The sequence below is a fragment of the Tsuneonella flava genome, assembly GCF_002870965.1.
Taxonomy (GTDB): domain Bacteria; phylum Pseudomonadota; class Alphaproteobacteria; order Sphingomonadales; family Sphingomonadaceae; genus Tsuneonella; species Tsuneonella flava.
This window is the reverse complement of the sequence record NZ_PHSO01000005.1, coordinates 22145-42003: the sequence shown is the minus strand read 5'-3', so window position 1 is coordinate 42003 and position 19859 is coordinate 22145. Positions and strand designations below refer to the sequence as shown.

At 60.7% G+C, this 19859-nt stretch carries 21 protein-coding genes; 8 read left to right on the top strand and 13 right to left on the bottom strand.

Annotated features, from left to right (window positions below):
- The first annotated feature begins 57 nt into the window (after nucleotides 1-57).
- On the top strand, nucleotides 58-828 hold the full coding sequence (ppk2, locus tag CV013_RS07275) for a polyphosphate kinase 2 (RefSeq protein WP_102154626.1): 771 nt from the start codon (nucleotides 58-60) through the stop codon (nucleotides 826-828).
- Nucleotides 829-851: 23 nt separating this feature from the next.
- Here the strand turns inward: ppk2 and CV013_RS07270 are convergent, their stop codons facing one another.
- The 4 genes from CV013_RS07270 to CV013_RS07255 all read right to left on the bottom strand — a co-directional run bounded on the left by CV013_RS07270 (nucleotide 852) and on the right by CV013_RS07255 (nucleotide 3641).
- The gene (locus CV013_RS07270) at nucleotides 852-1706 is read right to left on the bottom strand and encodes an FAS1-like dehydratase domain-containing protein (RefSeq protein WP_102154625.1); all 855 of its coding nucleotides are present in this window, start codon (nucleotides 1704-1706) and stop codon (nucleotides 852-854) included.
- A 2-nt stretch (nucleotides 1707-1708) separates the two neighbouring features.
- Nucleotides 1709-2923, bottom strand: a complete 1215-nt coding sequence (locus CV013_RS07265; protein ID WP_102154624.1) for an acetyl-CoA C-acetyltransferase — start codon at nucleotides 2921-2923, stop codon at nucleotides 1709-1711.
- Nucleotides 2924-2961: 38 nt separating this feature from the next.
- On the bottom strand, nucleotides 2962-3213 hold the full coding sequence (locus CV013_RS07260; protein ID WP_148070609.1) for a hypothetical protein: 252 nt from the start codon (nucleotides 3211-3213) through the stop codon (nucleotides 2962-2964).
- A gap of 101 nt (nucleotides 3214-3314) precedes the next feature.
- Complete coding sequence (locus CV013_RS07255) at nucleotides 3315-3641, bottom strand: hypothetical protein (protein WP_102154622.1); 327 nt, start codon at nucleotides 3639-3641, stop codon at nucleotides 3315-3317.
- Nucleotides 3642-3774: 133 nt separating this feature from the next.
- Between CV013_RS07255 and recQ the strand changes: the two genes are divergently transcribed.
- Genes recQ through CV013_RS07230 form a run of 5 tightly spaced genes read left to right on the top strand, consistent with a single transcriptional unit; the run spans nucleotide 3775 to nucleotide 8085 of the window.
- Entirely contained in the window at nucleotides 3775-5577 is a 1803-nt protein-coding gene (gene recQ, locus CV013_RS07250) for a DNA helicase RecQ (protein ID WP_102154621.1), read from the top strand.
- Between the two features lie 54 nt (nucleotides 5578-5631).
- Nucleotides 5632-6549, top strand: coding sequence for an SPFH domain-containing protein (locus CV013_RS07245; RefSeq protein WP_408057035.1), 918 nt, complete (start codon nucleotides 5632-5634; stop codon nucleotides 6547-6549).
- 25 nt (nucleotides 6550-6574) lie between these two features.
- The gene (locus tag CV013_RS07240) at nucleotides 6575-6775 is read left to right on the top strand and encodes a toxin-antitoxin system HicB family antitoxin (RefSeq protein ID WP_102154619.1); all 201 of its coding nucleotides are present in this window, start codon (nucleotides 6575-6577) and stop codon (nucleotides 6773-6775) included.
- A 3-nt stretch (nucleotides 6776-6778) separates the two neighbouring features.
- Complete coding sequence (locus CV013_RS07235; RefSeq protein ID WP_102154618.1) at nucleotides 6779-7036, top strand: hypothetical protein; 258 nt, start codon at nucleotides 6779-6781, stop codon at nucleotides 7034-7036.
- Nucleotides 7037-7095: 59 nt separating this feature from the next.
- Nucleotides 7096-8085, top strand: a complete 990-nt coding sequence (locus CV013_RS07230) for a hypothetical protein (RefSeq protein ID WP_102154617.1) — start codon at nucleotides 7096-7098, stop codon at nucleotides 8083-8085.
- A gap of 34 nt (nucleotides 8086-8119) precedes the next feature.
- On the opposite strand, the gene ribA is transcribed toward CV013_RS07230, so the two are convergent.
- The 9 genes from ribA to pabB all read right to left on the bottom strand — a co-directional run bounded on the left by ribA (nucleotide 8120) and on the right by pabB (nucleotide 17474).
- Nucleotides 8120-9136, bottom strand: coding sequence for a GTP cyclohydrolase II (gene ribA, locus CV013_RS07225; protein WP_223805158.1), 1017 nt, complete (start codon nucleotides 9134-9136; stop codon nucleotides 8120-8122).
- 44 nt (nucleotides 9137-9180) lie between these two features.
- On the bottom strand, nucleotides 9181-9975 hold the full coding sequence (locus CV013_RS15835; RefSeq protein ID WP_223805157.1) for an exodeoxyribonuclease III: 795 nt from the start codon (nucleotides 9973-9975) through the stop codon (nucleotides 9181-9183).
- Between the two features lie 79 nt (nucleotides 9976-10054).
- Entirely contained in the window at nucleotides 10055-11062 is a 1008-nt protein-coding gene (locus tag CV013_RS07220; protein ID WP_102154615.1) for a PepSY-associated TM helix domain-containing protein, read from the bottom strand.
- Nucleotides 11062-13242, bottom strand: a complete 2181-nt coding sequence (locus tag CV013_RS07215) for a TonB-dependent receptor (RefSeq protein WP_102154614.1) — start codon at nucleotides 13240-13242, stop codon at nucleotides 11062-11064. Before CV013_RS07215 ends, CV013_RS07220 begins: the two co-directional genes overlap by 1 nt.
- A gap of 335 nt (nucleotides 13243-13577) precedes the next feature.
- The gene (locus tag CV013_RS07210) at nucleotides 13578-14246 is read right to left on the bottom strand and encodes a LolA family protein (RefSeq protein ID WP_102154613.1); all 669 of its coding nucleotides are present in this window, start codon (nucleotides 14244-14246) and stop codon (nucleotides 13578-13580) included.
- 64 nt (nucleotides 14247-14310) lie between these two features.
- Nucleotides 14311-14478: a 50S ribosomal protein L33 gene (gene rpmG, locus CV013_RS07205; protein WP_013832249.1), complete on the bottom strand. Its 168-nt coding sequence runs from the start codon at nucleotides 14476-14478 to the stop codon at nucleotides 14311-14313.
- 146 nt (nucleotides 14479-14624) lie between these two features.
- The gene (gene arfB, locus CV013_RS07200) at nucleotides 14625-15038 is read right to left on the bottom strand and encodes an alternative ribosome rescue aminoacyl-tRNA hydrolase ArfB (RefSeq protein WP_102154612.1); all 414 of its coding nucleotides are present in this window, start codon (nucleotides 15036-15038) and stop codon (nucleotides 14625-14627) included.
- Complete coding sequence (locus CV013_RS07195; RefSeq protein ID WP_102154611.1) at nucleotides 15031-15681, bottom strand: RluA family pseudouridine synthase; 651 nt, start codon at nucleotides 15679-15681, stop codon at nucleotides 15031-15033. Before CV013_RS07195 ends, arfB begins: the two co-directional genes overlap by 8 nt.
- Complete coding sequence (pabB, locus tag CV013_RS07190) at nucleotides 15678-17474, bottom strand: aminodeoxychorismate synthase component I (RefSeq protein WP_102154610.1); 1797 nt, start codon at nucleotides 17472-17474, stop codon at nucleotides 15678-15680. Before pabB ends, CV013_RS07195 begins: the two co-directional genes overlap by 4 nt.
- Nucleotides 17475-17582: 108 nt before the next feature.
- Between pabB and CV013_RS07185 the strand changes: the two genes are divergently transcribed.
- Both CV013_RS07185 and CV013_RS07180 read left to right on the top strand, forming a co-directional pair.
- Nucleotides 17583-19157, top strand: coding sequence for a helicase HerA-like domain-containing protein (locus CV013_RS07185; RefSeq protein ID WP_102154609.1), 1575 nt, complete (start codon nucleotides 17583-17585; stop codon nucleotides 19155-19157).
- A 120-nt stretch (nucleotides 19158-19277) separates the two neighbouring features.
- Nucleotides 19278-19856, top strand: a complete 579-nt coding sequence (locus CV013_RS07180) for a pyridoxamine 5'-phosphate oxidase family protein (RefSeq protein ID WP_102154608.1) — start codon at nucleotides 19278-19280, stop codon at nucleotides 19854-19856.
- The last annotated feature ends 3 nt before the right edge of the window (nucleotides 19857-19859 follow it).

Sequence of the window (19859 nt, the reverse complement as noted above, 5' to 3'; positions counted from 1 at the left end):
TGTAGCACCTACATACGGTGCTGACAAACTGTCCGTGAAGGCCCGGCGCATAGGGAAATGAAGAAAAAACAATACGAAGAGCTATACGAGCCGCTCGAACTGGAACTGGTCGCGATGGCGCGCTGGGCAAAAGCGACGGGCGCGCGCATCTGTGTGTTGTTCGAAGGGCGCGATACCGCGGGCAAAGGCGGGGCGATCCGGGCCGTGGGCGGCCCCCTCAATCCGCGCCAATGTCGCACCGTGGCGCTGGCTGCGCCGACCGAAACGGAGAAGACGCAATGGTATTTCCAGCGCTACGTCCGCCATCTGCCCAGCGCGGGGGAGATCGTCCTGTTCGATCGGAGCTGGTACAACCGGGCCGGAGTGGAACAGGTCATGGGTTTTGCCACGCAGCTGCAAGTGGACGCTTTTCTCAAACAGGCTCCGGTATTCGAACGAATGCTGGTGGACGATGGCATCCTGCTGTTCAAATACTGGCTCACCACCGATCAGGCGCAACAGGAAGAGCGGCTGAGAGAGCGGCTCGACGATCCGCTCAAACGCTGGAAACTGTCACCGATCGACCTCGCCGCGCGGGGCAAATACGACGATTATAGCCATGCGCGGGAGGAGATGCTGAAAGCGACGCATACCGAACATGCGCCGTGGACTCTGGTGGAATTCAACGATCAGAAGCTGGGACGCCTGACACTGGTGCGTGACCTGCTCGACCGAATGCCAGATACCGCTGTGCAGCCGGAGGAACTTTCGTTTCCACCTCTGGACCATCCTCCACATGCGGAGGAATATGGCGTGCTCAAACCGATAAAGGACTATCCGGTCGAATAGCGGGGGGTCGCTGATTGCGGGCCTTATCCCACCATCGCTTTTGCGCGGACTACTTCGCGCCCGTCATCGGCAAACGCACCCAATGCAATCCCCGTATCGCTCTCGTGCATTGCCAGATGCAATGCCTCTCCTGCGATGGCCGGGCTTACTCCACGGAAGGAGAAGCCGGTCAGGCGGTTGTCGCCCAATTCGCGTGCAGCCAGTTGCAACAGCAGGCTGGCGCTGAGCGGGCCGTGGACGACCAGCCCGCGATAACGCTCTATGTCGTGAGCATAAGGCGCATCGTAATGGATGCGGTGGGTGTTGAAGGTCAGAGCGGAGTAGCGGAACAGCAGCCGGGAATCAGGTGTGAGAATGCGATGCGCGTCCCACTCTGCGGGATCGAACATCCCTTCACCGGGTTCGGGCGGCTGGAGTGGGGCATCGGCTGGTGACGCCTCGCGATAGACCAGCGTCTGCGTCTCCTGCACGGCCAGCGCGCCATCGGCGGCAGTATCGTGGACGACATCGACGAACACCATTTCGCCACTGCGGCCTGATTTGGGTGTGACGGAAGCGACCCTGCTGGTGCGCTCGATAGTTGCGCCGATGGCAATCGGGGTGTGGAATTCCATCTTGCTCGATGCCCACATTCGGCGGGGCAACGGGATCGGAGGCAGGAAGCTGGCCTCGCTCTCGTTCCGCACAGGGTGGCCGTCTTCCCCCAGTGTCGCAGTCGGCGCATCGGGTGTGCACAGGCACAGGTGAATGCCCTGCGGCATCGCCCCGTCGGTAGGGGTGGGCAGGTCGAATGTCGCCAGCCAGCGCGCGGCCAGCGCGGTATCGAGTGTGTCGTTGCGGCGTTCTTCGCGCCCGACCCATGCGGTCCAATCGTTCATCGTTACGCCGCCCGTTCGAAAATCGCGGCAATACCCTGCCCGCCGCCGATACACATGGTTTCAAGCCCATAACGCACTTCGCGACGTGCCATTTCAGCGGCCATATCGGCCAGAATACGGCCTCCGGTCGCGCCAATGGGGTGGCCGAGCGAGATACCCGACCCGTTGACGTTCAGCATGTCCATCCGGCTGTCGTTTTCCGACCAGCCCCACCCTTTCAGTACAGCCAGAACCTGCGGCGCGAAGGCCTCGTTCAGTTCGACCATACCGATATCGTTCCAGCCCATGCCGGTGCGGGCGAACAGACGCTCGACCGCCGGGACGGGGCCAATACCCATGCGGCTTGGGTCGCATCCGGCGGCGGCATATCCGGTGAACCACAGCGCAGGCTCCAGCCCCAGTTCGTCCAGTTTGTCTTCGGCCACGACAAGACAGGCGGCAGCGGCATCGTTTTGCTGGCTGGCATTGCCGGCGGTGACAACACCCCCTTCGAGCGGGCGCAGTGCGCCGAGGGTTTCCATGCTGGCATCTGGACGGAAACCTTCGTCTTTTGCGAAGACAACCGGATCTCCGCGCCGCTGCGGCACTTCGACGGGGACGAGGTGAGCGTCAAACCGGCCCGCTTCCCATGCGGCAGTCGCATTGCGATGGCTGCGGACAGCATAGGCATCGGCCGCGGCGCGCGTAATGCCATAATCGCTGGCGAGATTTTCCGCCGTTTCGATCATTCCGCTGATGACGCCGAACCGTTCGACCGGCTGGCTCATCACTCGGCCACGGGTCAGGCGGTCCATCAATTCGATATGTCCGGCTTTCTTCCCGGTACGCAGCCCGGTTGCATAGTGTTCGACGTTGGACATGCTCTCGCAGCCACCAGCGACGACCACGTCGGCATGGCCCGATTCCACCATCATTGCAGCATTGACGACCGCCTGCAGTCCCGACCCGCAGCGTCGGTCGAGTTGATAGCCCGGTACTTCTAAAGGCAGCCCTGCCGCCAGCCACGCCCAGTGGCCAATCGCGGGGGCTTCGCCACTTCCATATCCCTGGCTGAACACGACATCGTCGACCCGCGCCGGATCGATTCCAGATCGGTCAATCAACGCTTTGAGAATAATTGCACCGAGCTGGCCGGCATCGAGCGACGAGAGCGCGCCGAGGAATTTGCCCACCGGTGTGCGAAGCGGGCTGACGATGGCGGCGCGGCGTTGGCTCATGTTGACTTATCTCCCTTGGGGGCTTGCGCCCCGCGTGATCAATTATCGGTGGGGTTCGGGCTGGCGACATCGTTGGTCGCTGATGTGTCCGAGCTTGGGATAGCGTCGGGCGGCAGGCGCCGCTCCTCAATCATCTGAGCGGCATCGTCGAGCGCCTTGCTCTCACTCTCGGTCATACTGGTGGGGCCGGGATCTTCACCCTGACCATTGCAGGCAGAAAGCAGCAGTACCGTTGCAACAGCGGCGAATGCGGTGGCGGGGCGGGCGACAAGTGGCCGGATGAAACGCATAGTCCATGCCATACCGCATACGGCGAAAAGGAAAAGCGGGCGAATCGCGCCATGCGATCCGCCCGATCCGCCCGCCTGTTCATCGGATTAAGCGAAGGTGTTTAATCCTTTGCGTCCTGCTCGCCTGTCGCTGCGGCAGCAGCAGCAGCGGCCGCCTGAGCGCGGGCGGCGACTTCAGCTGCGCTCTCGCCTGCCTGCTGCGCGGTTTGCTGTACTTTCTGTGCGGCGGCTTCCGATGCAGCGTCGATGGCCGGGGCGGCTGCGTTGGCGGCGTCGTCGGCTTCCGGCGTTTCGGTGACTGTTGCCATCGCGTCGTCCGCAGGCATTTCAACGGTGTCGGCTTCCGCTTCGGTCGATGCATCGTCGGACTTCCCGCAAGCGGCCAGAGTCAGCACGAGCGGGATAGCTACATAGGCAAATTTCTTCATTGTGTGGTCTCTCCAATTGGAATGGGTTGCACGCGGGTTTAGCCACCAGGTCGGCCAAGGGCAACGCGAAGCTGTCCACACAACCGCCTCCCCCCGTTCCCCCGCGCAGCGCGCTGTGGCATTGGCCGGGTCAATGGATACTTTGCTTGCCCCGCCTGCCGATCTTGGTCCTGCTCGCGCTGCTTTGAGGGAGGTGTTCGGTTTCGACAGCTTTCGCGGAGTGCAGGATCAGGTTGTCGCTCGTGTTCTGGCAGGGGAGTCGACGTTGGCGGTTATGCCGACAGGGGCGGGAAAATCGCTCACCTATCAGTTGCCGGCAACTATGATGCATGGCACCTGCGTGGTGGTAAGCCCGCTGATCGCACTGATGCACGATCAGCTTCGTTCCGCGCGTGCCAATGGCATTGCCGCTGCCACGCTGACCAGCGCCGATTCCGACTGGCGCGAGACGATGGACGCATTTCGCCGGGGCGATCTCGACCTGCTCTATGTCGCCCCGGAACGGGCCAGCCAACCGCAATTTCGGGATTTGCTGGCCAGCACACGGATCGCGCTGTTCGCCATCGACGAAGCGCATTGCGTATCCGAATGGGGCCACGATTTCCGGCCCGATTACCGGCAACTGCGTCCGTTGATGGATGCATTCCCCGATGTGCCCCGCCTGGCGCTGACCGCGACAGCGGACGCGCATACGCGTAGCGACATTCTGGCCCAGCTCGGCATCCCCGAAAGCGGGCTGATCGTGGCCGGGTTCGACCGGCCCAATATCCGCTATGCCATCCGCCATCGCGATAATCCCGCACGGCAAGTGGCTGCGTTGATGGCTGAACAGCCGGGGCCGGGCATAGTCTATGCACCGACCCGTGCGCGGGTGGAAAAGCTGGCCGAACAGCTCGCCGCAGCGACCGGACGATCGGTGCTGCCATATCATGCCGGTCTGCCGCCAGAACAGCGCGCTGCCAATCAGGCGACCTTTGTTGCCAGCGAAGATATGGTGATCGTCGCGACGATTGCGTTCGGCATGGGGATCGACAAACCCGATGTGCGCTTCGTCGCCCATGCGGGTATCCCCAAGTCGATAGAGGCCTATTATCAGGAAACCGGGCGTGCGGGGCGCGACGGCGACCCTGCTCAGTCAGTCATGTTATGGGGGGCGAGCGATTTCGCGACCGCGCGGCAGCGATTGACCGAAGTGGACGAATCCCGCCGCCAATCGGAACGGCAGCGGCTCGATGCACTCGCCGGTCTGGTCGAAACGCCGGGATGCCGCCGTGCGGTGCTGCTGCGCCATTTCGGGGAACATCCGGCGGAACGATGCGGCAATTGCGACAATTGCCTGTCGCCTCCCAGTGTGACCGATGCGACCGAACTGGCGCGCAAATTGCTGTCGGCTGTTTATCGTACCGGACAGACATATGGATTCGGCCACGTTCAGAAAGTGCTCACTGGATCGAATGATATTCGGGTGGCCGAGCGCGGCCACGATCGGCTGAGCGTGTTCGGCATCGTGACCGATGAAGAGGCGCGCCTGCTGCAGCCTCTCAGTCGCGCATTGCAGGCGCGTGGCAGCCTGACCGCGACCGAGCATGGCGGGCTGCAACTGGCCGGCGATGCCAAGGCAATCCTGAAAGGCGAGGCGAGTGTCGAGATTGCCATCCCGCCGCGTCGCGAGCAGGGTAGTCGCCGCAGAAGCAGAGGCGGAGAAGCCAATCCGATCGGCGATTCGCTGTTCGATGCATTGCGTGAACGCCGCCGCGAACTCGCGCAGCAAGCGGGCGTTCCACCTTATGTGGTATTCCATGATGCTGTGTTGCGCGAAATGGCTGCCACGCGCCCGCGGTCGCGCGCCGAAATGGGCGCAATCAGCGGGGTCGGAGCGAAAAAGCTGGAAGCTTATGGCGACGAATTCCTGTCGGTGATCCGTCATATCGATTGACATGAATGCGATTCGATATAAATATGATATCATAATTATATCGAAGGAATCACTATCGTGTCTGTTGAACTCAAGGGAATGAACACCAGCCGCGAACGGTCGGCCAAGACCTACAATGGCTACATCATGTTGCTGGTCCTGCTGGCGACTGCTGTAGTGTCGGTGTGGCTTGTGAGTGGCGGATTTCCGCCTGTCGGTGCTGATCGCGCGGCCAAGTTGCTGTTCGTGGGGAGTGTGCTGCTGGGCATCGTTGCTACGCTGGTGGTGGCATCGGGATTTTACATGATTCAGCCCAATCAGGCGGCTGTCATCACGCTGTTCGGCGCCTATTCTGGCACCGATCGGACGGAAGGGCTGCGCTGGATCTGGCCATGGATGATGCGGAAAAAGATCTCTGCCCGCGCGCACAACGTCCATTCGGATCGGGTGAAGATCAACGATTTGAAAGGTAACCCGATCGATATTGCCTGCAACGTGGTGTGGCGCGTAGCGGATACTGCACAGGCAGCATTCGACGTCGACGATTTCAAGGAATTCGTGAACATCCAGATCGAAGCAGGTCTGCGGACCGTGGGTGCCCGCCATCCGTATGACGATCTGGAGCAGGAAGAAACCACGCTGCGCGGCAGCCCCGATGTGGTAAACCGCGAATTGCAGGTCGAACTGAACGAACGACTGAATGTTGCCGGGATCGTCGTGGACGAAGCCGGGCTGACGCACCTTGCTTATGCCCCTGAAATCGCCGGAGCCATGCTGCGCCGCCAGCAGGCCGAAGCGGTGATTGCTGCGCGAGCGAAGCTGGTGATGGGCGCCGTCAGTATGGTGGAAATGGCGCTTGCTAAGTTGAGCGAAGACGAGATCGTCGAACTGGACGACGAACGCCGTGCGACGATGGTATCGAACCTGATGGTCGTATTGTGCGGTGAACGTGAGGCGCAGCCGGTCGTCAACGCCGGAACGCTCTACCAATAGAGGCTCTGACAGGACTTCTCATTCCATGTCCGCTTCGAAGAAAAAAGCCTTTGCCCTGCGTCTCGATCCGGCGGTTCACGCTGCGATCGAGCGCCTGGCCGCAGCCGAACTGCGGAGTGCAAATGCGGAAATCGAAATGTTGCTGCGCGAAGCGTTGGAGGCGCGCGGGATTTCCATCGCTCACTCGAAGCCTGTCCGTCGCGGTCGCCCACCAAAAGGAGATTGATCCATGCTGCATAAGTTTTTCGAAGAAGGATACTGGTTCGCTCCCAAACGGTTTGGGTATGGTGCCGGGATGCCGATTGCGTGGCAGGGTTGGGTCTTGCTGATCGCCTTCGCTGCGCTCCTGATCGGGCTGGCGAACGTGCCGGATCTCGATCCGTTCCTGCGGTGGACGGGTTTTGTGATCGCCACTGCGGTGCTGATTATCATCGCGAAAAAGCGCACACGCGGCCAGTGGCGCTGGCGCTGGGGTTCGGAAGACTGAATGCAGTGCCGGGCCAAGGCTTAGCCCGGCGTTAACCCTTTTCCACTATCGCAGGCGCTATGGAAAGCCATGCCTCGAAGCCCGCCGCACCAGCGCGCCCATCGCCCCTGCTCATCGCTGCGGTGGCCGCGGTCGCGGTGGCCGCTATTCCCACAGCGACCCTGTTGGCACAGGATGGCAAAGCGCCATTCACGGTGACTGAAACGAAGCGTGGCTATCCCACATTGCAGGCAGCAGTGGATGCCATCGGTGGCGGAACTGGCACCATCGCGATTGCGCCGGGCACTTACCGCGAATGCGCGGTGCAGAGCGGCGGCAATATCACCTATCTCGCCAGCGATCCGGGCAAAGCGGTATTTTCTGGCAAGACATGTCAGGGGAAAGCAGCACTGGTGCTGGGCGGACAGTCGGCGCGCGTAGCTGGTCTGGTGTTCCGTGACATGGCGGTGCCTGACTTTAACGGTGCGGGCATTCGTCTCGAGAACGGCAATCTGACTGTGGCGCAGAGCTGGTTTCTCGATAGCCAGCAGGGAATCCTTACCGGTAATGATCCGAACGGGATGATCGTGATCGACAAGACCACCTTTTCCGGCCTCGGCAATTGTGAGGATCAGTCAGGGTGCGCCCATTCACTTTACGTGGGTGAATACGGCCATCTGCGGGTAACGCGCACGCGCTTTGAGCGCGGAACCGGCGGCCATTATCTGAAATCACGCGCGAAAGTGGTGGAGATCGCATCGAGCGATTTCGACGATTCTGCGGGACGCGCCACCAATTACATGATCGACCTGCCCAATGGGGCGACTGGCCAGATCACCAACAATTGGTTCGTGCAGGGGCGGGATAAGGAAAACTATTCTGCATTTATCGCGGTCGGGGCGGAAAATCGGTCCAATCCGTCGACCGGTCTGACAATAGCAGGCAACGATGCCCGCTTTGCGCCTTCGTTACGCCGCAGCAGTGCCTTCGTCGCTGACTGGACAGGCGCGGCGCTGAAGCTTGGGCCCAATACATTGGGTGACGGAATCAAGCCGTTCGAGAAACGATAAAGCTGTCGCGAAGTCTTTTCGGCGCCATTGGACGTTACGTCAGCAGGTGCCCTGCCCGATCACGCTTGGTCGCCAGATAACGCGCGTTGTGCGGGTTGTCGGGCAACTGGTGCGCCAGTCGTTCGATCACCTTCACGCCCGCTTGTTCCAGCGCTGAGACTTTTGCCGGATTGTTGGTCATCAGCCGGATTTCAGAGACGCCCAGCAGATCCAGCATACGCGCAGCGGTCGGGAAATCGCGCGCTTCATCGGGCAGACCCAGCCGTTGATTGGCATCGATGGTGTCGAAACCATCGTCCTGCAGGCGATAGGCGCGCAGTTTGTTGACCAGCCCGATCCCGCGCCCCTCCTGCCGCAGATAGAGCAACACGCCCCAGCCGCCCGCTTGCGCCTCGTGGGCGATGGCGTGGAGCGCGGCGTCGAGTTGTGGCCCACAATCGCATTTCAGACTGCCAAGCACATCGCCCGTCAGGCATTCGGAGTGAAGTCGGACGATAGGCGCGCGATCGCTGCGCTGTTCCCCGATGATCAGCGCAACATGCTCCCGCGTATCGTCGATACTGCGGAAGGCGACTATTTCGGCCTGATCGCTGGCATCGACAGGCAAATGCGCCCGACTGGCGATAGTCAGGTGGATCGGATCGGACAGGGCCGACAGGTCGCCGGGTGCAAATGGTTGCGCTTCGCCGGCATTTTGCGGATCGACCATGAAAGCAGGTAGAATTCCGGCAATCCGCGCCAGCGCCAGCGCCGCTTGTGCCGCCTCCTCCCATTCGAGCATTTCCGCCCGAAACGGCCCTTTCAGCGGAGTGGCCAGATCGAGGGCCGGGTCGGCCAGCGCGCGCGCCGCGGCAAGATCGAAGGGTTCGGCGGCGCGGACCAGAACGGGGGCATGGGGCTCTGCCGCTTCACGCTGATTGGCGAGTTTGAGGGTCGCTGCACGGGCGGAGGAAATCAGCGCAAGTTGCGATGTCGCGCCATTCACTATTGCGGTTTCGGCGGGCAGCAGGACCGGTCCGCCATCCAGCGCGATAGGCCAGCCGTGGCGCAAGGCATCGACTGCCTGCGCCGCGCGGCGTTGCGGGCTTGGCCCGGTCAGAGCGAAAACTCCGTAATCAGCGGGATGTGGTCGCTTGGCTGTTCCCAGCGGCGCGTTTCTTCGACGAAGCGATGCGCCGACGCCTGAGGGACAAGGTCGGGGCTGGCCCACATATGATCGAGCCGCCGCCCGTGATCCTTCTGCCGCCAGTAACTGCGATACGACCACCACGAATAATTGCGTTCCGGCGCCGGGATGAAATGACGCCCCAGATCGGCCCACCCATGCGCGTCCCGCAACCTGTTCAGCGTTTCCACTTCCAGCGGAGTATGGCTGACCACTTTCAGCAAAGCCTTGTGATCGTAAACATCGCATTCGAGCGGGGCGATGTTGAAATCCCCGACCAGCAGTGTGGGCCGGTCCAGTGTCTCGGACCAGCGCGTCATCCGTTCCAGAAAATCGAGCTTCTGCCCGAATTTCGGGTTCAGTTCGCGATCGGGAATATCGCCGCCTGCCGGGATATAGACGTTTTCGATGACGAGGCCTTTGCCTTCGCCTTCGGTCAGTTCGACACCGACGTGGCGTGCTTCGCCATTATCCTGCCAGTCGAACCGGGTAATTTCGCGCAAGGGCACGCGGCTGACCGTAGCTACGCCATGATATCCCTTCTGGCCGTGCACCGCCTGATGGACATAGCCCATGTCCGCGAACGCCTGCGCCGGGAACTGGCCTTCCTGACATTTGATTTCCTGCAAGGACAGCACGTCGGGTGCCTGTTCGCGCAGCATACGTTGAACCTGCTCGATACGCAGGCGGACTGAATTGATATTCCAAGTGGCAACAGACAGCATGGCGTTTCGATAGGGAGCGCGGGCCGCGCGGGCAAGACGTTACCTTGTATCCTTTTACCGCCAGATGCGGCCAGCGGGATTATTTCCGCCTGAACCAAAAACCGAAAAATGCCAGCGCGCCGAGCAACACCAGGCTCATCCCGGTCAGGGTCAGCACGATTTTCCACCAGATGCCGCCAACTTTGCCTGCGTGGATCGGATAGAACTTCTCAGTCGCATTCTGCCTGTCGATGGCGCCGGTCGGCGCGTCGACGGTAACAAGCCCTGCGTTGTCTATCCGCAGATAGGACCGTCCGTTGGGTGTCCATTCGAACGGCTGCCGCAGGCGCAGTGTTGTCGTCTCCGCACCAAACTGGAGGCGGCGGATCTCGGCGCCGGGGAAAGTCGTTTTCGCCAGACGGAATATTGCCTCCCAGTCGTTCGGATCGACCTGGGTGGCAGGCAATGCAGGGTGCTCTATTGGCGCGGGAAAGGGAGTGACGAGGGCTGCGCCGAGTGGTTTGAACACCATCGCGCTGCCACTAAGCAGCACTACGAACAGAAATGGGGCGACAATTATGCCAAGATCACGATGCTGCCGGATGATGGCGCTGCGCGTCATTCGCTTCGGCCAGAGACGGAAAACGAACGTCCGCCGGGTGCGCCACCACAGGATCGCGCCCGATATAACGAAGAACACCCCCGCCAGTCCGGCGATGCCTGTGATCGTCTTGCCGATATCGCCTGCGAACAGATAATGGTGCAGGTCGAAAATCCATAATTCGGGCCGCTGCCACTTACCCGACCATTGTTCGACGATAGCGCCTTGCCCGTTCAGATATGCGCCGCTGCCGTCGGCATAGGCCGTCTGATGCAGCCCCGTTCCGTCGCTAGCAAATGTAACTCGTGAAAGACCGTCGTGATGCGTCATCGCGGCGTCCACAGCGTGAGCAAGCGCGGGTGGGCTTGCGTCGACAAGATCGCCCGCCCCGGGCACGCCGATCCACTCGTCCTCCCAGACCAGCGCGATACCCGACAGGCCGAGGACGATCAGAATTGCGCCGATCGTTGCCCCGGCCCAGCGGTGCAGCGTGGCCAGCAGGTTCATTAAAACTCGCTTTGCAGCGATAACGTGAACGTGCGCCCGCGCCCGGTGAAGTACCGTGAATTGTCGAACGTGCGGACAGTATCGCTGTCATACGTCAGGTAATATTCGTCGAGCGCGTTCTGAATGCCCAGTGAGACCAGACCGAACCCGGTGCGATACCCGATGTAGGCGTCGAGCAGTGTGTATCCTTCGAAGGCGCTGTCCGCCGGTTGCCCGGCGAACGTGCGCGACAGATAAAACCGCCCCTGCGCCCGTGCGCTGAAACGACCACGGGTGAAATCGGCCGCGAGGTTGAGCCGATCCGGCGAGATATTTGCGCCGTCGAGATCCGCCTCCAGAATTCCGTCTCCGTTGCCGTCTGTCTTGCCGATCAGATGGCTATAGCCGAAAGACACGTCCAGTCCGGGAACGGGAGTTTGGGTCTTGAGGTTGAGTTCAAGCCCTTCGATATCGACTGGCGCACGGACCACTTCGAAGATGCCGTCGCTGTTGAGCACAAGGCGAGAGCCGAGCTTGCTCGACGACCAGAAATAGCTGGCGTTAGCCTTGACCGGGCCGCGTTCCAGTTCAACGCCCAGTTCCTTGTTGTTGGAAATGACTGGTTCGAGCGACAGATAATTGTCGATGTCCACGCCTTGTTCTGAAACCCCGCGCAGGATGCGGCCGACATCGGCGATAGTGAACCCTTCTGCGTAGCTGCCATATGCCCGCAGGCCCTGCATCGGCTCCACAATCACGCCTCCGTTAAAGAGTGTCCGGCTGAACGAGGGAGAGCCGCCTGCGACGAAGATCGGCGTGTATGTCGAGATATCGTTGTCATCTGTCGCGCCGTTGGCGGCCAGCGTTTCATAGTCGCCTACGGTCAGCTTCACATCTTCGTGACGAACACCGCCAGCGAGGCGAAGCGCACCATCCAGCAGCTTGAGGTTGGCTTGCGCGAACGGGGCAAGGCTGCGGAATTCCGTTTCAGGCACCCATGCGCGTCCAGTCTGAATCAACGTCTGGGTAGTTTTGTCGAACAACACATCGAATCCGACAGTGAGGACCAGGTCGTCAAACCCCGGAACGCCACGTTCGTAGGTGACTTTGCCGCCAACCTTGCGCGATTTGTTCGCCGACTGGTCGAACAGCTGGCCGGTGGGGTCAATCGTCGGGTCTTGAAACGATGCGTAGATTCCGCCGCCGAATATGTCCTGTGTGCGGTTGTAGAATCCCTGTAGCGTGAACGTGCCGCCTGCCAGATTCTTGTCCTTTAGCGACAGGGAAACCATGTCGGCCTTGTTCGCCGGAGTGTCGCCGGGGCTTTGCCCCAACTCGCTCGACGCGGGGCGGGCAGCGAGACGGTCGCCCGGAACCACCACATAATGGCCGTTACCTTTCAATTCGAAATGATTGGCGACCAGTTCGATGCGGGTGTCGGGCGTCAGATCGTAGCCGACACGGCCAAACACCGACCAGCTATCGCTGTCCTGAATTTCTCCCTGAGTGCCATCCACGCCGACCCGGTTGCCCGCTCCGTCCACAAATGCGCCGCGCCGTTCGAATGCTCCGCCTATCGAAGCATCGAGCGCACCATTGCGCCAGCCTCCCAGTGCGGCAACTTTGCCGCCCAGTGTTTCCCCGGCGAAACTGTCGGCTGCGGTACCCTGAACCAGAGTGCGAACCGATACGCCATCTTCCTTTGGCGCGGCCACGATGACCTGATTGACGACACCGCCGGTGCCGCCGATGCCTTGCAAGGCGTTCGATCCATAGATCACTTCCACCCGGTCGATGAAGAACGGATCGATGGTATAGCCGTCGCGCGATCCATCGCGCACCGGGGTCGATTGCGGGATTCCATCAATCGCGAAGAGTGGTGCCCGGCCACGCAGGCTTTCCCCGGCGCCGCTCAATTTTTCCCGTGTGGGAGAAAACGAGGGGAGGAGCGCCGACACTGCATCAACGGTCGATCCGGAAATGGTCAGCTGGCGGTTGAATGTTTCCGAATCGAGCACATCGATAGTGAGCGGCAGCGCGCTGGCAGGGAGCTGGGTTCGTGTGGCGGTTACCACGATATCGGACGACGCGGCTGCCTCTACCGGGGCATCGCTGTCTGCTTCCGCCGCCTCTTGCGCGAGAGCCGGTGCGGCAAAGGCGAGAGTGGACACTGATGCGATAAAAAGCCGACCGAAATGCATGGTACCTCCTGTGAATGCGAGGCGCCCTAAGGATAATGATAATGGATTGCAATAGCGGTGAAACGCGGTTGCTCGTGCTTAGTCTGGCTTTGGTATGAAAATAAGTGGCAGGCAAAGGAAAACCCTCGTGCCGGGGGCATTGGCACGAGGGTTCCTTTTGAGCGTTCGTCACGCTGTTGCAGGTGACCCGTTAAGGGTAGAGGGGGCAACAGGGGGGAAACCGCCCTCTCAAGCCATCCTGCTGCCTAATATGTAGGAACGGGCGCCTTTCGGGTCCATGAACGTATTGTCGCGCTTTGTCGCAGGATGCGAACGACCCGACCTGAATGCGTTGATTAAGGGCGACGGCCCGATCGGCGCGGATCTTTGAACTTGAATGTGCTGTCGGAAATGGCTGCGCCGTAGCGCTGGTTCTTCAGCCGCACAGTCGTGCGATTGTTCTGCGAATCGAGGGCGACCCAGCTCACCAGTTCATATCCGCCCGGGGCCGATGCATTGCGGCTGAACACAAGCGTGATGACACCGTATTCCGGATGCTTCGGATCGCGCACTTCGACGCCGATCACGTCGTTCGTGCTGGTCGGCATCAACTTGCCGTACTTTTTTACGTCACGGTTGGGATCGAGTAACGCACCGAGCGGCGAGCTTTTGATCGGCCAGCGTTGAACCTGATTCACCGCATAATCGATCAGATAGAGCGAGCTGCCATTCGACACTATGAGCATGTCGGCGCTCTTCGCATATTCGAAGCGAATTTTGCCGGGACGCTTCAGTGTCATCTTGCCGGAAAGCGACTGCCCCTTGGCATCGGTCTGCACGAAATCGGCAGTCATCGTCGAGATCGCACGGAGTGCCGATACGGCGGTATCGAGCTTGTCCGGGCTGGCAGCCACTGCTGGCGTTGCTGCCAGCGTAAAAGCAGCGCTTGCAGGCAAGGCAAGCGAAAGCGCGCCGACAAGGGCGGCGCGCACTGGGGCTTTACGGAATTTGGTCAAGATCATCATGCTCCGGATTATGGTGTCGGAGCCTTGAACCGCCAGTGAACCCAACCGGTTCCGGCCATTCAGCTTACTTGATCTTGGCTTCCTTGAATTCGACGTGCTTGCGCGCAACCGGGTCGTACTTGCGGAACGACATTTTCTCGGTCGTGTTGCGCGGGTTCTTCTTAGTAACATAGAAGAAACCGGTATCGGCGGTGGAAACCAGCCGGATCTTGACGGTTGCGGGCTTCGCCATTTTTTGCGTCCTGATGCGTTCTTGATGGAAGTCCTGCCGGACCTCACAAATACCAAGGGCGGCACACGTGCGCCGCCCGTCCGGCGCGGCCAATGCTGCAAACGGTGGATAAAGTCAAGTGTCGAGGGGGCGGGTCTGCGCTGTGGCTACCAATCGATTTTGCCGCGGTTGGCCTTCACCGTGCCGCGGGATTTCTTTGCTTTTATACGGGCTTCCTTGTTGATTCGATTGAGCCGGGTCTTGGCGCGTTTGCGCGGGCTTTCGTGCGCCTTGCGAATCAGTTCCGTCAGTCTTTCGCGGGCGTCGGCACGATTCGCTTCCTGTGTGCGAAATCGGCGGGCGGTCAGCACGATTTCGCCCCCGCTCGTCATCCTGCTGCCCGTCAACGATTTGAGGCGGGTGAAGACCTGTGGCTGCAGTCGCAGGGCGAACACGTTGAGCCGCAGTTGCACGGCGGTCGCTACTTTGTTGACGTTTTGCCCACCCGGCCCGGATGCAGCGATGAAGCTCTCTTCTACCAGCGAAAGTGCGCGTGCGACCGTTTCGTCCGCGTCACTCATGCGCGAAGCCGAGCTGCGCGAAATCGGGCGGCAGTGGTGATACGGCAACGATTGGCGTTTTGCCTTCGCGCGGAACAACGAGGCCTGCTGCATGGAGCATTGTGCGTGGCGCGGTCGCGCGATTGCCATAGACGGGATCGCCTGCCAGCGGTGCACCAAGCCCTGATGCCGCGTGTACGCGAATCTGGTGAGTGCGCCCGGTTTCAGGCCGAAATTCTACGAGCGTGAATCCTCCAGCTGACGCAATCTGTCGCCAATGGGTGACTGCGGGTTTGCCCTTCTTAGCCGGGATCATCCGCCATCCGGCCTCCGCCGAACTGATCTTGGAAAGCGAGAGGGCGATAGTCCCTTCGCTTTGCTTCAAAGTTCCTTCCACGATGCCGAGGTAGCGTTTTTCCACCAGCCGCTCGGCAAACGCCTTATTGAAACGTTTGAGGGCTTTGGGGTTGCGTGCCAGCAGCAGGCATCCCGAAGTGTCGGTATCGAGCCTGTGGACCGGCACCGGATCGCGTAGGAACCCAAGACGCAATTCACCGATCCGATCTTCCAGCGATGCACCGCCTGCGCGCGGACGTTCGAGCGGCAGGCGTGCGGGCTTATCGATCGCCAGCGCTTCGCCATCCTCATACAAAATCGGAATCATTCCATCAGCCTTGCAGGCATCAGACCGCGCACGGCGTTGCCAATAAAAAACCCATCGGCCAGATCGTCGATCGTCAGATTTTCCTCCCGCGCGCGCCCTTGTTCGATGAGATGGCGACGCTGTACACCCGGCAGCAGTCCAAGCGATGCGGGCGGTGTCAGCAACATACCGCGTCGTTCGATGAACAGCGATGTGAAGCTGCCTTCTGTGAGCAAGCCATCGTCTCGCAACAACAGGGCTTCGTCTGCACCGGCATCGCGTGCCACTTCACGCGCGGCATCATAGAACGCGCGGTCAGTTGTCTTGTGCCGCAAGCGCCAGTCACCTGAATTGACCGGCAGCGGCAGAATCGCGCAGGTCAGCGGTCGTTCTGGCGCTTCGGGCAGAGGCGATGCTTCCAGACCCATCGCGCCACTGCGGGCCACCAACAGCCGCACTTTCGATGCTGCATCGAGATCGAAACACAGTGCCTGAATTTGATTACGTGCTGCGTGCCGATCAAATGAAAAGCCGAATTCCTCTGCGCTTGCCTTGATTCGTTCCAGATGCAGTTCCAGCAATTCTATTCCCGCCTCAGGATCGAACCGCATCGTTTCGATCAGATCGAATGCGCTGGCGCTGCGGCGGGCAAAATCGCCCTTCAAAATGCCTTCACGCCATTCAGACAGGGCTTCGCTGTCTGCAACGATTGCGGAGCCGAGACCCAGAACTGCAGTCCCCTGACCGTTTTCAATCTCGGACAGGCGCAGGGTGCGGATGGCCACGTTGAACGCCGCGTCTCCATCGGGTCCGATCCGGCCGATGGCGCCGCAATATGGCCCGCGGGCGTCGCGCTCCACGGAGGCAATCATTTCTATCGCCCGGATTTTTGGCGCGCCGGTTACCGATCCGCACGGGAACATCGCGCGGACAAGATCCATCGTGCCCATGCCGGGGGCAAGTCTGGCCTCTACCGTGGAAACCATCTGATGCACCGTGGGATAGCTTTCGATCGTGAAAGGTGATTCGACCCGTACACTTCCGGGCACGGCGACCCGGCTGAGATCGTTCCGCATCAGATCGACGATCATCAGATTTTCGGCCTTATCCTTTTCCGAATGGGCCAGTTCTTCTGCCAGATCGTGGTCTTCTTCCAGATTGTGCCCGCGCGGGCGGGTGCCTTTCATCGGCTTGACGCGCGCCTTTTGTCCTTTCAGCGACACGAACAGTTCGGGTGAGAGGCTGAGCAGCCAGCGCTGTCCGTCGAAGACCGCGCCGCCATAACCTGCCTTCGCATCGCGACGCAGCGCCGCGTAAAGCGCGAGCGGGTCGCCGCGATAGCTGCCTGCGACAGGAAAAGTCAGATTGGCCTGATAGATATCGCCAGCCCGAATCGCATCCTGCATTTCGGTGAACGCTTCGATATAACCGCCAGTGGACAGCTGTGGGTCGAGAGGACCAAGCGATGCATTCCCGTCGGAATTGGCGTCCAGCCAGTCTGGTACCCGGTTGGCGGAAATTGTTTCTTCCGCATCGAACAGGCCCAGCCACACCAGTGGTCCGGCCGCGCCGCTGCGCGCGTCGGCCAGCGGCGCGAGCCGGGGTTCGAGCGCGAGCCCGGCTTCGAAGGCGATGTAACCCGCGAGGATGCCGCCCTTGCTGATCCGTGCGGTTTCGGCCGCCTCCAGCACCGATGCCACCTCTGCTGGGCGATAGGCGACGAACACAGCGCGCGGATGGGAATAGTGCCGCGCACTGGCGGCACCACTGTCGCGCGCGTCGTCAAGCAATACGAAAGGGCTGCGTTCTCCCATTGCCCCTGCCTTAGCTTCTTCGGCGCGCAAGTCGAGGGTGCTTGACCGTGCAGGGCACGCTGCGCCATGCGATTACCGGGTCAACCAAATGCCGGAGTATCTTGAGCAATGGGTGAAATCTTCCTGGGTCTGGCTGCCAATGGAGAGAAACAGTATCTCAACCTTGGCCGTGCCAACCGCCACGGGCTGATCGCCGGGGCGACTGGCACTGGTAAGACAGTGACCTTGCAGGGGTTGGCGGAAAGCTTTTCCGCCGATGGCGTGCCGGTATTCCTGGCCGATGTGAAAGGCGATCTGTCGGGTATCGCCATGCCGGGCAGTCATGATTTCAAACATGCCGCTTCGCTCGAGCAACGGGCGAAGGATCTGGGCATGGATGACTATGCCTATTCCGATAATCCCGCGATTTTCTGGGACTTGTACGGCGAACAGGGGCACCCGATCCGTACCACTATCTCCGAGATGGGGCCGCTGTTGCTCGCCCGCCTGCTCGATCTCAACGATACGCAGGAAGGCGTGTTGCAGATCGTGTTCCGCTATGCTGACGACAACGGCCTGTTGCTGCTCGATTTCAGCGATCTGCAGGCGATGCTGCAATGGGCTGCTGAAAATAGCGGCGCGTTGAGCGGCAAGTATGGCAATGTTACCAAGGCCAGTGTCGGGGCGATTCAGCGTCAGCTCCTGAGCTTCGAATCGCAAGGGGCCGACCGTTTTTTTGGCGAGCCAGCGCTGGAGATCGACGATTTCCTGAAGGTGGACGAAAAGGGGCGCGGGTACATCAATGTGCTGGCCGCCGACCGCCTGATGCAGAGCCCAAAGCTCTATGCCACTTTCCTGTTGTGGCTGCTGGCGGAACTGTTCGAGACATTGCCCGAAGTGGGCGATCCGGACAAACCGAAGCTGGTGTTCTTCTTCGATGAAGCCCATTTGCTGTTCGACGATCCGCCTAAGGCGCTCCTCGACAAGATCGAACAGGTGGTCCGGCTGATCCGATCCAAGGGTGTCGGCGTCTATTTCTGTACGCAGAATCCGATCGACATTCCTGAAGACGTGGCGGGGCAACTGGGCAACCGTGTACAGCATGCTCTGCGTGCCTTCACACCGCGCGATCAGAAGGCGATCAAGGCTGCTGCCGATACCTTCCGCATCAATCCCGAACTCGACGTAGCGGAGGCCATCACGCAGCTGAAAGTGGGCGAGGGGCTGGTGTCGACTCTGATGGCCGATGGCGCGCCGTCTGTCGTTCAGCGCACCCTTATCAAGCCGCCGCGCAGCCGCCTTGGGCCATTGACCGCCAAAGAACGGGCAATCATACAGTCGGTCAGCCCGGTGGATGGCAAATACGATACTGCGGTTAATCGCGAGAGTGCACAGGAAGTGCTCGCCGCCAAAGCTGTCGATGCCGCTGATACCGCCGAAGAAGTGGCGGAGAAGGGTAAGGACGAAGTCGCTAAGCGTTCGCGCAAGACTACATCGTTGTGGGAACGTGCGGGCAAGGCGGCGATGGGCGCCGCTGCCAGTTCGACCGCCGCGATCGTCGCCGCGAAGATAAGCGGCCGCAAGTCGAGCGCCAATCCTGTGCGGAGCGCAGCAACCAGTGCCGCGGGGACGATTGCGACCAGCTTTGGCGGGCAGATTGCCGGGCGTTTTGTCCGCAACCTGCTGGGCGGTCTGATGCGGTAATGAGCCTCGGGCGAGGCAGAATGCGCGGGTTGGGCAAGAAAGAGAAGAAGCTGCGCTGAATCGCGATTAAGTCTGTTGCACTTGGCAGAAGGCCCATTTGGGGCCTATTCCTGTTGCAAGATGGCTGAATTCTTCGATGCGCTTACGGAAGACCATATCGCGATGATCGTCGCGCAGCCGGTGTTTTTCGTCGCCACGGCTGCCGCAGATGCGCGGATCAATCTCAGTCCCAAGGGGCTTGCCGATACGCTTCGCGTTCTGTCACCTGCACGAGTCGCCTATCTCGATCTCGGCGGATCGGGCAACGAGACCAACGCCCATCTGATGGCTGACGGGCGTATCACAGTGATGGTGTGCAACTTTCAGCAGCCAGCACTGATTTTGCGGATATACGGCAAGGGGCGGGCGGTTCTGCCTGCTGACTCCGAATGGGAAGAGCTGGCCGCGCATTTCGCGTTGCTGCCCGGCACACGGCAGATTTTCGATATCGCAGTCGAAAGTGTGCAGACCAGTTGCGGATGGGGCGTGCCGCTGATGGAATTCGACCGCCAGCGCGAAACACTGACCAAGTATCACCGGCAGGCCGATCCCGGAGTGTGGAGGGAAAAATACATCGCGCGCAATCGCAGTATCGATGGGCTGCCCGCGCGCCCGACCGACCGCTATATTGCGGGCGAAGCCGGAACCGTCAGCGAATGATCG

Excerpts from the sequence above, each read along its gene's own strand:
- CV013_RS07180 (WP_102154608.1), top strand. The coding sequence starts at position 19,278 with ATGGCTGAATTCTTCGATGCGCTTACGGAAGACCATATCGCGATGATC.
- CV013_RS07255 (WP_102154622.1), bottom strand. The coding sequence starts at position 3,641 with ATGAAGAAATTTGCCTATGTAGCTATCCCGCTCGTGCTGACTCTGGCC.
- CV013_RS07240 (WP_102154619.1), top strand. The coding sequence starts at position 6,575 with ATGTCCGCTTCGAAGAAAAAAGCCTTTGCCCTGCGTCTCGATCCGGCG.
- CV013_RS07220 (WP_102154615.1), bottom strand. The coding sequence starts at position 11,062 with ATGAACCTGCTGGCCACGCTGCACCGCTGGGCCGGGGCAACGATCGGC.
- CV013_RS07215 (WP_102154614.1), bottom strand. The coding sequence starts at position 13,242 with ATGCATTTCGGTCGGCTTTTTATCGCATCAGTGTCCACTCTCGCCTTT.
- CV013_RS07270 (WP_102154625.1), bottom strand. The coding sequence starts at position 1,706 with ATGAACGATTGGACCGCATGGGTCGGGCGCGAAGAACGCCGCAACGAC.
- arfB (WP_102154612.1), bottom strand. The coding sequence starts at position 15,038 with ATGAGTGACGCGGACGAAACGGTCGCACGCGCACTTTCGCTGGTAGAA.
- ppk2 (WP_102154626.1), top strand. The coding sequence starts at position 58 with ATGAAGAAAAAACAATACGAAGAGCTATACGAGCCGCTCGAACTGGAA.
- CV013_RS15835 (WP_223805157.1), bottom strand. The coding sequence starts at position 9,975 with ATGCTGTCTGTTGCCACTTGGAATATCAATTCAGTCCGCCTGCGTATC.
- CV013_RS07235 (WP_102154618.1), top strand. The coding sequence starts at position 6,779 with ATGCTGCATAAGTTTTTCGAAGAAGGATACTGGTTCGCTCCCAAACGG.
- CV013_RS07195 (WP_102154611.1), bottom strand. The coding sequence starts at position 15,681 with ATGATTCCGATTTTGTATGAGGATGGCGAAGCGCTGGCGATCGATAAG.
- rpmG (WP_013832249.1), bottom strand. The coding sequence starts at position 14,478 with ATGGCGAAGCCCGCAACCGTCAAGATCCGGCTGGTTTCCACCGCCGAT.
- CV013_RS07185 (WP_102154609.1), top strand. The coding sequence starts at position 17,583 with ATGGGTGAAATCTTCCTGGGTCTGGCTGCCAATGGAGAGAAACAGTAT.
- CV013_RS07230 (WP_102154617.1), top strand. The coding sequence starts at position 7,096 with ATGGAAAGCCATGCCTCGAAGCCCGCCGCACCAGCGCGCCCATCGCCC.
- recQ (WP_102154621.1), top strand. The coding sequence starts at position 3,775 with ATGGATACTTTGCTTGCCCCGCCTGCCGATCTTGGTCCTGCTCGCGCT.
- pabB (WP_102154610.1), bottom strand. The coding sequence starts at position 17,474 with ATGGGAGAACGCAGCCCTTTCGTATTGCTTGACGACGCGCGCGACAGT.
- CV013_RS07265 (WP_102154624.1), bottom strand. The coding sequence starts at position 2,923 with ATGAGCCAACGCCGCGCCGCCATCGTCAGCCCGCTTCGCACACCGGTG.
- CV013_RS07260 (WP_148070609.1), bottom strand. The coding sequence starts at position 3,213 with ATGCGTTTCATCCGGCCACTTGTCGCCCGCCCCGCCACCGCATTCGCC.
- CV013_RS07210 (WP_102154613.1), bottom strand. The coding sequence starts at position 14,246 with ATGATGATCTTGACCAAATTCCGTAAAGCCCCAGTGCGCGCCGCCCTT.